This is a genomic window from Ruegeria sp. CF1 (genome assembly GCF_056537445.1).
On record NZ_JBQFRN010000001.1, the window covers coordinates 509,108 to 523,495 of the forward strand.

Here is a 14,388-nt window from a genome sequence, read left to right on the forward strand (position 1 = left end):
GGGCCTCATGCCCGCCGTTTTCATTTAGTCGTCACGTGATGATACCAACCTTAGGTGCGGTGCCCCTTTGAACGTGGTCTGGTCTTCAGCGAACCCCTCTGTTTGCTGTTGGACAGGCCTCGGAGGCTGTTGCAGTTCAGAGATCGGGTTGACGCGGCGATCCGAGACAATGAAGCGACGCGGTGTTGCCCCGATGGTTCCATCGCTGACCATGACCCCAAGAATGCGGCTGACGTCGCCCAGATCGCTTTTAAGCGGCAGCAGGATCATGCGGGCCTGAAGGCTGGTTCGTCCGAGCTTGCCTTTCGAAAGCAAGCCCAGTTCGGCAACCGCGGGGCCGGTGAGGACTTGGTCCAGAATGGATTTGACATCATCGCGGGCGCTCGGTTCGAAAAAAGCCGTTAGAGGCATACCGCGAACTTCCATGCCCGCCAGATTGTTCAGGTGACTTCCCGCCAGCCGAAACCGGGCCAAACCCGGCGCGATGCGTTCCAGTATGAATGTGTATTCGAGAATATTCTCCAGGCCGCGCGGATCGATCTGCGAGCGCATCGGAACGCCTTCACCTGTCAGCAAGGCGGTCCAATAGGCTTCGGCCTGACGGATGGGAGAAAGGCTTCGCCCGCTGTCAAATCGGTCCATTGCGATGATCTTTCCAAGTTCTGAGCCGGAACCAGTCCCGAAAAAGGTTTTCATTTCATCACCCTACCGTCAATCACTCGCGATTTTCCTAAAATGCCATCTAATGGGCAAAGCTGCGATCCGCCAGCTTTTCTGACTGTCAGATTGACACGGGTTAATACAATTTTGGAGCAATTCTTTAACGAATGGTTAACCTCTTGGCATTGATTGGGGAATGAGCAAGGTCTTGCCCCTTGCTGGTCAATGGCATTAGGTGCGACCAGTGAATTTGACGGAAAGGGCAGGCATGATCAAATCCATGACCGGTTTCGCCTCGGGCAAGGGGGCGTTTGGTCCCCATAGCTGGACTTGGGAATTGCGCAGCGTCAATGGCAAGGGGCTGGATTTACGTCTGCGGCTTCCCGATTGGTTGACAGGGTTAGAGGCCGCGCTGAGAGGCGATCTGTCGAAGCAGGTCAACCGAGGGAACATCACGCTGTCCCTTCGGATGGGACGGGAAGAAACCGCCGCGGATGTCCGGTTGAATACCCCAGCGATGGAAGCTGCGCTGGATGCACTGGCCCAGACCGAAGCGCTTGCAGGCGCGCGGGGCGTATTGTTGGCTCCCTCCAAAGCCAGTGATCTTCTTGCGTTGAAAGGGATGTTGGAAGCCGGAGCTGACGCGGATGATCCAGCCCAACTTGTCGAGCACCTGAAATCTGAGTTCGGTGGCTTGCTTGCTTCATTCATTGAGATGCGCGGTTCCGAAGGTGAAGCACTGTCAGGCATTCTTACGGGACAACTCGACCAAGTCGCAAAGCTGACGGATCAGGCCGCTGATCTGGCCGAGCGTCGCCGCGAGGAAATGGCGCAAAACATGCGCGAAAATCTGACACGCGTTCTCGACAATACGCAAGGTGCGGACCCTGATCGCGTTGCACAAGAACTGGCCCTGATCGCGGTCAAGGCCGATATCACCGAAGAAATCGATCGTTTGAAGGCCCATGTCACTGCTGCGCGTGCCCTATTGACGCAAGACGGCCCGGTCGGGCGTAAGCTGGATTTCCTGATGCAGGAGTTCAACCGTGAGGCCAACACGCTCTGCTCGAAATCGCAGAATGCTGAACTGACGGCGGTTGGTTTGGAGCTAAAGGCGGTCATCGATCAGATGCGCGAGCAAGTGCAGAACGTGGAATAAGGACGGGAACATCACATGGCGGATCGCCGCGGTCTATTAATCATACTGTCCTCGCCTTCGGGTGCAGGTAAATCCACTCTGGCCCGCCGTTTGATGCGGTGGGATGTCGGTTTGGAATTCTCGATCTCGGCCACCACCCGCGCTCCGCGCCCGGGTGAGGAGCATGGCCGGGAGTACTACTTCCTATCCGAGGACGAGTTCAAACAGCAGGTGGCGGATGGGCAGATGCTGGAACACGCGCATGTGTTCGGCAACTTCTACGGCTCTCCTGCTGGACCGGTCCGCGAGTCCATCACACAGGGGCGTGATGTGCTTTTTGATGTCGATTGGCAGGGAGAAGTGCAGATCCGCAATTCGGATCTGGGCAAGCATGCGTTGTCGATTTTCATCCTCCCGCCCTCGATCCGTGAACTACGCCGCAGGCTGGAAGGGCGTGGGCAGGACAGTGAGGATGTGATCGCCAAGCGCATGTTGAAAAGCTGGGATGAGATCAGCCATTGGGGCTACTACGACTATGTTCTGATCAACGATGATTTGGATACCACCGAGGAAAAGCTGAAGACCATCGTCAGCGCAGAACGCATGCGTCGCATCCAACAGCCCAGCCTGCAGAACCACATCCGCTCGTTGCAGACCGAGTTCGAGGGCTTGTCATGACCATCTATGCTTTGGGTGATCACTCGCCGCAAATTCACGAAGACACCTGGGTAGCCCCCGACGCCAACCTGATCGGCAAAGTAGTCCTGGAACAAGGCGCTTCGGTCTGGTTCGGGTGCACCATCCGGGCCGATCACGAAGAAGTCCGTGTGGGCGCAGGCAGCAATGTGCAGGAAGACTGCGTGATGCACATCGATGCGGGCTATCCGCTGACCATTGGGAAGAACTGCACAATTGGTCACAAGGTCATGCTGCATGGTTGCACGATCGGAGACAATACGCTGATCGGTATGGGGGCTATCGTTCTAAACGGGGCGAATATCGGAAAGAACTGTCTGATCGGGGCGGGGGCGCTGATCACCGAAGGCAAAGAGGTTCCCGATAATTCGTTGGTCATGGGCTCGCCGGGCAAAGTTGTGCGGCAGCTTGATGAGGCGGCGGCCCAGAAACTAACGCTGAGTGCGCTGCACTATCAGGACAACATGCGCAAGTTTCGCCAAACATTGCGTCCGGTCTAAACGCGCATGACGGATACCCTGCTTGCCGAATTGGTTTCAGCCATTCCGATGCCCGCCGTGCTGGTTGGTCAGACCGAGCGTATTGTCGCCGCAAATAGCGAGGCGCGGACGCTTTTGGGACACGCAATCGAAGGCAGGCATTTTGCCACAATCCTGCGCCAGCCTCAGGTCATCGATGCCGTCGAACAATGCCTGCGCTCGAAGCAGCCCGGCAAAGCGCGGCATCTGTCCAATGATGGTGCTCAGGATACGACGTTTGAGGTGCAGTGCAGATTCGTCGGCGGGACCGAAGCGGTATTGGCGGTATTTCAGGATATCACGCATCTGGAACAGGCCGGTCAGATGCGGCGCGATTTCGTGGCCAATGTCAGCCATGAATTGCGCACGCCGCTAACGGCCTTGATGGGGTTTATCGAAACATTGCAAGGCCCCGCTCGCGACGACACGGCCGCCCGCGACCGCTTTCTTCAGATCATGGCGGATGAGGCCAATCGGATGAACCGGCTTGTGGGGGATTTGCTGTCGCTCAATCGGGTGGAAAGTGAAGAGCGGGTCAGACCCAAAGAGCCATTGGAACTGACAGGCTTGATTCAATCGACCTTAAACACTCTGCGACCGCTGACGGATGATGCCAGTGTTGTTGTTTCGTTGGATGCCCCAAACGAGTCGATCGAGATGGTCGGAGACAGCGATCAGCTTCGCCAGGTGATAACCAATCTCGTTGAAAACGCGATCAAATACGGGGGCAGCGGTGGCAAGGTCGGTGTGGTCGTAACCCTGTCTGAGCGGGATACGGCGATGCGCGGTCCTGCGGTACGGATCAAGATCATTGATCAAGGGCCCGGTATTGATGCCAAACACCTGCCCAGGTTGACCGAACGGTTCTATCGCGCAGACAGTCACCGCTCGCGCGAGTTGGGCGGAACCGGACTGGGGCTTGCGATCGTGAAGCATATCGTCAATCGCCATCGGGGCAGGTTGCGTGTGGAAAGTGAACCGGGGCAGGGAGCGACGTTTACGGTCATTCTACCACGCTAAGGTCGTGCCAAACGCAGGCTTTACTGGGGTGACGCATCGTCAAGTTAAGAATTTCTGAGAAATTCATGAGTTGTCATGAAACCGTTACATACCTGTCACAAAAGGCTTACGCAGGCGTCATAGTGCTGCGCTCAGATCATCATGGGGATGATCAGTACCCATCCTTTTCAAGGAGACTGAAATGTCCTTTGTAAAACTGTCGGCTTCTGCGCTGGCTATCGCTGCCGTCTCGGCAACCACTGCTGCTGCGCGTGACAACGTTCAAGTTGCTGGCTCTTCCACCGTTCTGCCTTATGCGTCAATCGTTGCAGAACTGTTCGGTGAAAATACCGACTTCCCCACACCGGTTGTTGAATCAGGCGGCTCGTCCGCCGGTCTGAAACGCTTCTGCGAAGGCGTCGGTGAAAACACGATCGACGTTGCAAACGCATCGCGTGCCATCCGTGAAAAAGAGATTAAAGCATGCGCCGAAAACGGTGTGACCGACATCATGGAAGTCCGCATCGGTTATGACGGCATCGTATTTGCAAGCCAGCAGTCGGGTCCTGCCTTCACGGCGTTTGAGCCTGCGGATATTTACAATGCCATCGGATCGAAAGTGATGAAAGATGGCGCGCTGGTCGACAACAGCTTCAACAGCTGGGCCGAGTTCAACGCTGACCTGCCGGATGTGGAAATCGCAATGTTCATCCCGGGCACCAAGCACGGCACCCGCGAAGTGTTCGAAGACAAAGTTCTGCTGGCAGGTTGTGAAGCGACGGGCGCGATGGAAGCCATGGTCGCGGGCGGCCTAAGCGAAGATGACGCCGAAGATGCATGCCTGGACGTGCGCACCGACGGCAAATCGGTCGATATCGACGGTGACTACACCGAAACTCTGGCCCGCATCGATACCAACACCAATGGTATCGGCGTGTTTGGTCTGGCGTTCTACGAGAACAACACCGACAAGCTGAAAGTGGCTACGATGGGTGGTATCGCACCGTCGACCGAGAGCATCGCGTCGGGTGAATACCCCGTCTCACGCCCGCTGTTTTTCTACGTCAAGAAAGCGCATATCGGCGTGATCCCCGGTCTGAAAGAATACGCCCAGTTCTTCACTCATGAAGAAATTGCTGGTCCCTCGGGCCCGCTGGCCAACTACGGTCTGGTTGCCGATCCTGAACTGGCAAAAACGCAGGACGCGATTGCCAACGAAGTAACCTTGGGTTCGGGCAGCTAATCCCTCACCCCGATTGAATTGACTGGGGGCGGCGTTTTCTGTCGCCCCCAATTTTTCCCTAATCCCGATCAAGACCTATGGGGGCGCCATGCCAATTCTTTGGCTCATTCTGATCGTGCTTGCGATCGCGGCAGTCGGATATGTTTTGGGGCGAATGCGCGCCTTGCAAAGTGCCGGAGGGGACAGCCGCAATCTGCATTCTCTGCCCTCGTTTTATGGCGCGAACGTCGCACTGAAAGTCATAGTTCCCGCCTTGGGTTTGTTGATCGTCTGGCTGCTGGTTCAGCCGCTCTACGTTAACTCTCAGATCTCGGAGATGGTTCCCGAAACGGCGATCAAGGAAGGATCGTCGCGCAGTCTTGTTATGGCCGAGGTGCGTCGGACCGCAAATGGTCTGGACAGTGCCGTTGCGCAGGGACATCTCACCGAAACGCTCGCACAGGATGCGCGGGCAGATATTTCCGAGATGACCCAAGAGTTGAAGGACGCGGGTCAAGTCGTAACCTCGGACATCACGCAGACGGTTTTGCATGCAGCTCAAGCCTATCGGGCGATAAATTCAACCGGTTACGCGATCATGTCCGTCGCTGTGATACTCGTCGCCTTGGCCGGTGCTGCGTTCAGTTGGTTACAGACGCATTCTGAATATCGTGCCCGCAATGTGGTTGAGCAGGGAATTCGTGTGATGCTGCTGGCGGCTGCGTCGATTGCGATCCTGACAACGGTCGGCATCGTCCTTTCGCTGGTTTTCAATACGTGGGAGTTCTTCAAGCTTTACCCGGCATCAGAATTCTTTTTCGGTACTACCTGGGCGCCCAGTTTCTCGGGCCGTGGTGGGGCATCAGATCTGGGTATCATCCCTTTGCTGTGGGGCACGTTCTATATCTCGTTGGTGGCGTTGTTGGTGGCCGTGCCAATCGGTCTTTTCGCTGCGATTTATCTCAGTGAGTACGCTTCTTCACGCGTGCGCTCGATCGCCAAACCAATGCTAGAAGTGCTGGCCGGTATCCCGACCATCGTTTACGGCCTTTTCGCTCTGCTGACGGTTGGCCCGCTGTTGCTGAGCGTGTTCGGGGATGATGGTTTGGGCTGGATGAAAGCCGGTACGGCGGTGATGACCGCCGGTCTTGTCATGGGCATCATGCTGATCCCGTTCGTTTCGTCGCTTTCCGACGACATCATCAACGCGGTGCCTCAGGCCATGCGTGATGGCTCTTACGGGCTGGGGGCCACACAATCCGAGACCATCCGGCAGGTCGTTTTGCCCGCAGCCTTGCCCGGGATCGTCGGTGCGATCTTGCTGGCAGCTTCGCGTGCAATTGGTGAGACCATGATCGTGGTTCTGGGGGCAGGGGCCGCTGCGCGTCTGGACCTGAACCCGTTCGAGGCCATGACCACCGTAACCGCCAAGATCGTCAGCCAGCTGACAGGCGACGCCGATTTCGCCTCGCCCGAGGCCCTCGTCGCCTTCGCGCTTGGCATGACACTGTTCATTCTCACGCTGGGGCTGAACGTTTTCGCCCTGTATATCGTGCGCAAGTATCGGGAGCAGTACGAATGACCGACGCCAGCATGCAAAACACCTCGACCTCGCTGACTGCATCCGATGCCCGGACCAAAAAACGCGCGGCTGCCGAAAAGCGTTTTCGCGCCTACGGGATCGTCGCTATCGCGACCGGACTGTTCTTTCTGATTGTGCTGTTTGCCTCAATCCTGTCGCAAGGCATCCCGGCCTTCCAGCGCACAGTTATCAGTTTAGAATTCACGCTGAGCGAAGCGCAGCGCGATGAAGCCGAAGGCACGATGTTCAAGACAAAGGCCTACTCCAATCTGTTCATTGCGGAACTGAATGAACAACTGGCCGAAAGTGGCATCACCGTGGATTTCGATCAGGATGCCATCGAGCGTCTGTTGGGCAAAATCGGCGGTACGATCCGGACCTTCTATGCCGATAATCCTAGCAAGCTGGGTGAGCCGATCATGTTCGATCTGGCGGCTTCAAGCCGTGTGGATGGCTACTTCAAGGGTCGGGTGTCTCGTGACACACTGCAGGACAGCCGCTTCCTGCAACTCAGCGATCTTGATCTGGTGGACGCGCTGAAAGAAGCGGGGATCATTAAACAGGCTTTCAACTGGCCGTTCATCACTGGTGCGGACTCGGGCGTGGATAACCCCGGTGGCGCGGGTATTGGTGCCTCGGTCGTCGGTTCGTTCTTCATGATGTTGGTGGTGCTGTGCCTGTCGCTGCCCATTGGGGTCGCCGCCTCGATCTATCTGGAAGAGTTTGCGCCGCAGAACAAATTTACCGACCTGATCGAGGTGAATATCTCGAACCTGGCCGCCGTTCCGTCCATCGTCTTCGGTATCCTGGGGCTGGCAGTGTTCATTCAATTCATGCACCTGCCGCAGTCGGCACCGCTGGTGGGTGGTCTGGTGCTGACGCTGATGACCCTGCCAACGATCATCATCTCGACCCGAGCCTCGCTAAAGGCGGTTCCCCCGTCTATCCGCGACGCGGCGTTGGGGGTAGGGGCCTCGAAGATGCAGGCCGTCTTCCACCACGTGCTGCCGTTGGCCGCGCCCGGTATCCTGACTGGTACCATCATTGGTTTGGCGCAGGCGCTGGGTGAAACTGCTCCGTTGCTGTTGATCGGCATGGTGGGCTTTGTCGCCCGAGGCTATCCCGATGGCTTTTTGGCGGGCTTCACCGAGCCGAACTCGGCCATGCCGGCACAGATCTACACCTGGGCCGCGCGTGCCGATGTGGGTTTTTACGAGAAAGCCTGGGGCGGCATCATCATCCTTTTGATGTTCCTGCTGACCATGAATATCATCGCTATCATCCTGCGCCGCCGCTTTGAACGCCGCTGGTAGGAGGGGTTTAAAATGAACGATATGACACGAGTGGAGAGAACCGTGGACTCCAAAGACATCAAGATCAACGCCAAGCAGGTTCAGGTCTACTACGGTGAGACCCACGCCATTAAGGACGTGAGCGTCGATATCGAAGACAAGACTGTGACGGCTTTCATCGGTCCCTCTGGCTGCGGTAAATCCACCTTCCTACGCTGTCTGAACCGGATGAACGACACAATCGACATTTGCCGGGTGCAGGGTGATATCCTGCTGGACGGTGAAGACATTTACGACAAGCGCGTCGATCCGGTACAGTTGCGTGCCAAGGTCGGCATGGTTTTTCAAAAACCGAACCCGTTCCCCAAATCGATCTATGACAACGTGGCTTACGGTCCGCGTATCCACGGCCTTGCCAAGAATAAGGCAGAACTGGATGAAATCGTAGAGAAATCTCTGCGTCGTGGTGCGATCTGGGATGAGGTCAAGGACCGTCTGGATGCCCCCGGTACCGGCCTTTCTGGTGGTCAGCAACAGCGTCTTTGCATCGCGCGCGCCGTAGCCACCGAGCCTGAGGTGCTATTGATGGACGAACCCTGTTCGGCGCTCGACCCAATCGCAACCGCGCAGGTCGAGGAACTGATTGACGAACTGCGTTCACGCTATTCAGTGGTGATCGTAACCCATTCGATGCAACAGGCCGCGCGGGTCAGTCAGAAGACAGCGTTTTTCCATCTGGGGAACTTGGTTGAGTTCGGCGAAACCGGGCAGATCTTCACCAACCCCGAAGATCCCCGAACCGAAAGTTACATCACCGGCCGGATTGGCTGAGCACAGGATAACTGCAATGAGCGAACAACATATTGCATCCGCGTTCGACCGCGACCTTGAGGCCATCCAAGCACACATCATGAAGATGGGTGGACTGGTCGAAGCCGCCATTATGGGCGCGGCCCGGTCGCTGGAGACCCGCGACGAAGAACTGGCAAATGAAGTGCGTCAAGGCGACAAGGCCATCGACGCACTGGAAGAACTGATTGACGAAGAGACCGCGCGCCTGATTGCCTTGCGTGCACCGACGGCCAGCGATTTGCGGCTGGTTCTGTCCGTTCTGAAGGTTGCGACCAACCTTGAACGGATTGGAGATTACTCCAAGAACATCGCCAAGCGAACGACCGTTCTGGTGAATGCCGGCGAAATCAACGGCAGTGCCGCCGCTCTGCGCCGAATGGCGCGCGAGGTCGAGCGGATGCTGCGCGACGCGCTAGATGCCTATATCCAGCGTGATGCTGAGCTGGCGCAGGACGTGATCGAACGGGATCTGGAAGTGGACCAGATGTATAACGGCCTGTTTCGCGAGTTCCTGACCTTCATGGCGGAGGATCCGCGCAATATCTCATCGTGCATGCACCTGCATTTCATCGCAAAAAATATCGAACGCATGGGCGATCACGTCACCGCCATTGCCGAGCAGGTCGTCTATCTCGTCACCGGCGAGAGACCCAGCGAAGCGCGCCCCAAAGCCGACAACACGTCGCAAACGATCTAGGAGATCTCAGTCATGTCCGCTGATCAACCGACGGTACTGGTTGTTGAGGATGAGTTGGCCCAAAGAGAGGTACTGGCCTATAATCTGGACGCCGAAGGGTTCCGGGTAATCCGTGCCGCTAATGGCGACGAAGCTTTGCTGCTGGTCGAAGAAGACCGCCCGGATATCATCGTTTTGGATTGGATGATGCCCAATCTGAGCGGTATCGAGGTTTGCCGCCGCCTGAAAACGCGGCCCGACACCCGATCAATTCCGATCATCATGCTGTCGGCGCGCTCGGAAGAGGTTGATAAAGTGCGCGGCCTTGAAACCGGTGCCGATGATTATGTGGTTAAGCCTTACTCGGTTGTCGAATTGATGGCGCGTGTACGGACACAATTGCGCAGAGTGCGTCCAGCGACCGTGGGCATCCGGTTGGAGTTTGACGATATCATATTGGACTCTGAGACCCACAAGGTAAGCCGCGACAACAAGCTGTTAAAACTGGGCCCGACCGAGTTCCGGTTGCTGAGCACATTCATGGAAAAGCCCGGCCGGGTCTGGAGCCGAGAGCAGTTGCTTGACCGCGTATGGGGCCGCGATATCTACGTCGACACGCGTACTGTTGATGTTCATATCGGTCGTCTGCGCAAAGCGTTGACTCAACATGGCGGCGAAGATCCGGTGCGAACGGTGCGCGGGGCAGGGTACGCGCTCGGCTAACGTGGCAGTGCTTCTTCGGTCTGGGCCTGAGAAGCAAGCCAGTGTCGAAACTCTCGCAATGATCCGTCATCCGATTTTTCGCGCGGCCAAACCAGATAATATGCCCCCATCGTCTCTATCGCGTCAGGGAAGGCTGCAACCAGCCTACCTGTCGCAAGGTCTTGTTCCACCAGATAGTTTGGCAACAGGGCAACACCCAGGCCGTGCAGCGCGGCTTGGTTGATGGTGTTGAACTGGTCGTGGACGGTGCCGGGCAGGGGATGCGGGTGCGTGACACCCATCTGTTGAAACCAGTCCTGCCAGGCGCGCGGTCGTGTCTGGATATGCAGCAGCGGCAGTTTTAGCAGATCGCGGGGTGAGGTCGGAGTGCCTTTGGGTAAAAGCTCGGGCGCGCAGACGGGCAAAACCCGCTCGACACTTAATAGCAAGCGATCAGTTCCGGGCCAATCAGGTTCCCCAAAATGTAAAGCCGCATCAAAGGGTTCCGAAGCAAAACTAAACGGTCGCAACCGCGTGGTCATGTTGATTGTGATATCCGGATGGCGGCGGGCGAAATCTGGCAGACGCGGTACCAGCCAGCGCATTCCAAATGTCGGCAGAATCGCCAGATTCAATGTCCCACCGACAGGGGAAATGTGCAGTTTCAGCGCCGCCTGCGCGATCTGAGACAAGGCTGGCCGAATTTCTTGTACATAGTCTTGTCCAGCCTTTGTCAGTGACAATCGCTTGCGATCACGGCTGACCAATTCTGCGTCCAAATGCGCTTCAAGCGTCTGCAGTTGCCGACTGACCGCGCTCTGCGTCAGTGCCATTTCATCCGCAACTGCCGAGGCTGACCCAAGGCGATCCAAAGCCTCAAGCGCGCGCAGCGCGGATATAGGCGGCAGGATAGGGCGCTTGGTGTCCATCTATGCGTTTTGATCATGAAACAATGCAAATGTCTCGCTGTTTTTCGAATATTACTCAGATTATAGTTGCGCAAACCTATTCAAGTCGGAGAAGCAAAATGAACGCTCCAGATACAAAGCCTGTCCTGCGCGCAAAAGATGCGCCTGACCTTGGTCGTTTCAACTGGGACGACCCATTTCGCTTGTCGGACCAGTTGGAAGAGGATGAACGCCTGATTGCCGACAGCGCGCGCGCTTACGCCCAGGAGAAATTGCAGCCGCGTGTCACCAAGGCTTTTGCAAACGAAGAAACCGATCCGGAGATCTTTCGTGAAATGGGTGAAATGGGCCTGTTGGGCACGACAGTCCCCGAAGAATATGGTGGGATCGGTGCAAGCTACGTATCTTATGGACTTGTGGCGCGGGAAGTTGAACGGGTGGATTCCGGCTATCGCTCGATGATGTCGGTGCAAAGCTCGTTGGTGATGTACCCGATTTTCGCCTATGGCAGCGAAGAACAGCGTCGCAAATATCTGCCGAAACTGGCAAGCGGCGAATGGATTGGGTGTTTTGGCCTGACAGAGCCGGATGCGGGTTCGGACCCGGCGGCGATGAAGACCCGCGCCGAGAAGATTGATGGCGGGTATCGTCTGACCGGCAGCAAGATGTGGATTTCAAACGCACCGATCGCAGATGTCTATGTGGTCTGGGCCAAGTCAGACGCGCATGACGGCAAGATTCGTGGGTTCGTGCTGGATAAAGGCACCAAGGGCCTGAGCGCACCGAAGATCGAGAACAAGCTGAGCCTGCGTACTTCGATCACAGGTGAAATTGTCATGGATGGCGTTGAGGTGGACGAGGGCGCTTTGCTTCCACATGTTCAGGGTCTCAGGGGACCGTTCGGCTGCCTGAACCGCGCACGCTATGGTATCAGCTGGGGTGCGATGGGGGCCGCGGAATGCTGCTGGCACGCAGCGCGTCAATACGGCTTGGATCGTAAACAGTTCAATCGACCACTTGCGCAGACCCAGTTGTTTCAACGCAAACTGGCAGAGATGCAGACCGAAATCTCTTTGGGACTGCAAGCAAGCTTGCGCGTCGGCCGTCTGATGGATCAGGCTGAAGCTGCGCCCGAGATGATCTCGATCATCAAACGTAACAATTGCGGCAAGGCATTGGACATTGCGCGGATGTCGCGTGACATGCACGGCGGCAACGGTATCTCACTTGAGTTCCAGGTGGTGCGTCACATGATCAATCTTGAGACAGTCAACACCTACGAGGGCACGCACGACGTTCATGCATTGATCCTGGGGCGGGCGCAAACCGGACTACAGGCATTTTACTGAGGCTGCATCTGTTATTCGCATAATCGGTATTATGTAAAATACTTAGCAAGCGAGCCACGACTATAGAACACACATTGGTCGTGGCTTGCCAATATGTTACGCTGTGTTTGAGAAGTAAGACACGAGCTATGCAATGGTTCTGATTGGGAAGACCGTCGTCATCACTGGCGCTGCAAATGGCATAGGTAAAGGTCTTGCCAAGCGGTTCTCAGAAGAAGGTGCGCATGTAGTCTGCGCCGATATCGACCTTGCCGGCGCACAGGCCGTGGCGGCGGAAATTGGCGGTGATGCACTCAGCTGTGATGTGTCCAAGGAAAGTGATATACGAAATCTGATTGAGACTGTCGAGGATACGATCGCTCCGATTGATTTATTCTGTGCCAATGCGGGAATACTCACCCTAGGTGGATTTGAAGTGCCGGATGCTGAATGGGACCGCATCTGGCAGATCAACGTTATGTCCCATGTCTGGACCGCGCGGCACCTGATCCCAAGGATGGTTGCGCGTGGTGGTGGTTATTTGATGATCACAGCTTCAGCGGCTGGATTGCTCAATCAACCCGGCGCAGCCCCTTATGGCGTAACCAAACATGCGGCTGTGGGTTTTGCTGAATGGATCGCGATGACCTATGGCGATAAAAGTCTCAGGGTTTCGGTTCTGTGTCCACAGGCCGTTCGGTCCGAGATGATACGTGGACATGAGGATTCGGTCGCCGCGATTGACGGAATAATTGAACCTGATGAGGTCGCCCAAGCCTGTGTCGAGGCGCTGGCGGATGAACGTTTCTTGATTCTTCCGCATCCACAAGTGCTTGACTATATGCGTTTAAAAACAGAAGACTACGACCGATGGTTAGGTGGAATGATGAAGCTTAATCAAAGGTTTGCTGGCAGTTCTTAGCGCAGTTTCCGTCTTCTGAGCAGGCCTTCTTGCGCGACGGATGCAACTAATTCGCCATTCTGCGAAAAGATCGAACCCCGATTGAAGCTGCGCCCCTGCCCTGTCCACGGCGATTCCATCGAATACAGATGCCAGTTTTGAAACTGCACGGGTGCATGAAACCAGATGGCATGGTCCAGACTGGCCCCATCAATTTCACCAGTGAACCAGCTCAGCCCATGGGGCCGCATTCCGGAACTGAGCAAGCTCATATCCGAGGCATAGGCCAATAGAAGATGTTGTGTGACGGTGTCCGCGTGGTTCGCTGCGCCCATGCGAAACCAGACGTGGTTCTTGTCATCTGCCTTGGCGGGTGCAAACAGGTCCAGCGGATCAATTTCGCGCACTTCGATCGGGCGCTCGCGCAGCAATTCAGCTTTCAGCTTTTCGGGAACACGATCCAGGTATTTTTCGCGCAATTCGTCACGCGATGGATGGTGCTCGGGCGCTTGAACGTCCGGAATCGGATGCTGATGTTCCCATCCGTCATCCTGCTTGTGGAACGAAGCTGACATGTTCAAAATTTGCTTGCCATGCTGGATCGCAACCACGCGGCGGGTTGTAAAAGAACCTCCATCGCGCGCGCGATCCACTTGATATATAACCGGAATTGACGGATCTCCGGGCCTTATGAAATAGGCGTGCAAGGAATGGCATAAACGATCCTCGACCGTCCTGTACGCTGCCGCAAGCGCTTGCGCGATCACCTGCCCGCCAAAGATACGCGTTGGTGTCTCGCCACCAGAACCGGTCCCGCGAAACAAATCGACCTCAAGCGGTTCGATATTCAGCAGATCAAGCAATATGCGTTCGGCTTCGGTCATTCAGGGCTCTCCGGCGTCTTGGCCTTTTCC

The 14,388-nt window shown here is 56.3% G+C and carries 15 protein-coding genes; 12 read left to right on the forward strand and 3 right to left on the reverse strand.

Going from position 1 to position 14,388, the window contains the following annotated elements; all coding sequences use genetic code 11:
* Positions 1–24 precede the first annotated feature (24 nt).
* Positions 25–696 carry a PAS domain-containing protein gene (locus ACRZ96_RS02550; protein WP_480704848.1) on the reverse strand — a complete coding sequence of 224 codons (672 nt, stop codon included), beginning with the start codon at positions 694–696 and terminating at the stop codon, positions 25–27.
* Between the two features lie 232 nt (positions 697–928).
* Between ACRZ96_RS02550 and ACRZ96_RS02555 the strand changes: the two genes are divergently transcribed.
* The 10 genes from ACRZ96_RS02555 (at position 929) to phoB (ending at position 10,358) form a co-directional block, all read left to right on the forward strand.
* Positions 929–1,819: a YicC/YloC family endoribonuclease gene (locus tag ACRZ96_RS02555; RefSeq protein ID WP_170625898.1), complete on the forward strand. Its 891-nt coding sequence runs from the start codon at positions 929–931 to the stop codon at positions 1,817–1,819.
* 15 nt (positions 1,820–1,834) lie between these two features.
* The gene (gene gmk / locus ACRZ96_RS02560; RefSeq protein WP_170421654.1) at positions 1,835–2,476 is read left to right on the forward strand and encodes a guanylate kinase; all 642 of its coding nucleotides are present in this window, start codon (positions 1,835–1,837) and stop codon (positions 2,474–2,476) included.
* Positions 2,473–2,994: a gamma carbonic anhydrase family protein gene (locus ACRZ96_RS02565; RefSeq protein ID WP_480704845.1), complete on the forward strand. Its 522-nt coding sequence runs from the start codon at positions 2,473–2,475 to the stop codon at positions 2,992–2,994. The genes gmk and ACRZ96_RS02565 overlap by 4 nt, the downstream gene beginning before the upstream one ends.
* A 6-nt stretch (positions 2,995–3,000) precedes the next feature.
* Positions 3,001–4,032 (forward strand): ATP-binding protein, encoded by a 1,032-nt coding sequence (locus ACRZ96_RS02570; RefSeq protein WP_170625901.1) that lies wholly within the window; start codon positions 3,001–3,003, stop codon positions 4,030–4,032.
* Between the two features lie 181 nt (positions 4,033–4,213).
* Positions 4,214–5,254 carry a substrate-binding domain-containing protein gene (locus ACRZ96_RS02575; RefSeq protein ID WP_170393061.1) on the forward strand — a complete coding sequence of 347 codons (1,041 nt, stop codon included), beginning with the start codon at positions 4,214–4,216 and terminating at the stop codon, positions 5,252–5,254.
* Between the two features lie 88 nt (positions 5,255–5,342).
* Entirely contained in the window at positions 5,343–6,815 is a 1,473-nt protein-coding gene (gene pstC / locus ACRZ96_RS02580) for a phosphate ABC transporter permease subunit PstC (protein ID WP_480814208.1), read from the forward strand.
* The gene (gene pstA / locus ACRZ96_RS02585; RefSeq protein ID WP_170393063.1) at positions 6,812–8,128 is read left to right on the forward strand and encodes a phosphate ABC transporter permease PstA; all 1,317 of its coding nucleotides are present in this window, start codon (positions 6,812–6,814) and stop codon (positions 8,126–8,128) included. The genes pstC and pstA overlap by 4 nt, the downstream gene beginning before the upstream one ends.
* Positions 8,129–8,140: 12 nt before the next feature.
* Entirely contained in the window at positions 8,141–8,938 is a 798-nt protein-coding gene (gene pstB / locus ACRZ96_RS02590; protein ID WP_170393064.1) for a phosphate ABC transporter ATP-binding protein PstB, read from the forward strand.
* A gap of 16 nt (positions 8,939–8,954) precedes the next feature.
* On the forward strand, positions 8,955–9,656 hold the full coding sequence (gene phoU, locus ACRZ96_RS02595) for a phosphate signaling complex protein PhoU (RefSeq protein WP_170393065.1): 702 nt from the start codon (positions 8,955–8,957) through the stop codon (positions 9,654–9,656).
* Between the two features lie 12 nt (positions 9,657–9,668).
* Positions 9,669–10,358, forward strand: coding sequence for a phosphate regulon transcriptional regulator PhoB (phoB, locus tag ACRZ96_RS02600; RefSeq protein WP_170393066.1), 690 nt, complete (start codon positions 9,669–9,671; stop codon positions 10,356–10,358).
* Here phoB and ACRZ96_RS02605 read toward each other — a convergent pair.
* A complete protein-coding gene (locus ACRZ96_RS02605; protein ID WP_480613540.1) occupies positions 10,355–11,266 on the reverse strand; it encodes a LysR substrate-binding domain-containing protein in 912 nt (303 codons plus the stop codon). The two genes, phoB and ACRZ96_RS02605, sit on opposite strands and share 4 nt — an antisense overlap.
* A gap of 98 nt (positions 11,267–11,364) precedes the next feature.
* On the opposite strand from ACRZ96_RS02605, the gene ACRZ96_RS02610 reads away from it, so the two are divergent.
* Both ACRZ96_RS02610 and ACRZ96_RS02615 read left to right on the forward strand, forming a co-directional pair.
* On the forward strand, positions 11,365–12,594 hold the full coding sequence (locus ACRZ96_RS02610) for an acyl-CoA dehydrogenase (RefSeq protein ID WP_480704841.1): 1,230 nt from the start codon (positions 11,365–11,367) through the stop codon (positions 12,592–12,594).
* A 133-nt stretch (positions 12,595–12,727) separates the two neighbouring features.
* Positions 12,728–13,495: an SDR family oxidoreductase gene (locus ACRZ96_RS02615; protein WP_480704839.1), complete on the forward strand. Its 768-nt coding sequence runs from the start codon at positions 12,728–12,730 to the stop codon at positions 13,493–13,495.
* On the opposite strand, the gene ACRZ96_RS02620 is transcribed toward ACRZ96_RS02615, so the two are convergent.
* Positions 13,492–14,358, reverse strand: a complete 867-nt coding sequence (locus ACRZ96_RS02620; protein ID WP_480704837.1) for an acyl-CoA thioesterase — start codon at positions 14,356–14,358, stop codon at positions 13,492–13,494. The genes ACRZ96_RS02615 and ACRZ96_RS02620 overlap by 4 nt on opposite strands.
* Positions 14,359–14,388: the final 30 nt, after the last annotated feature.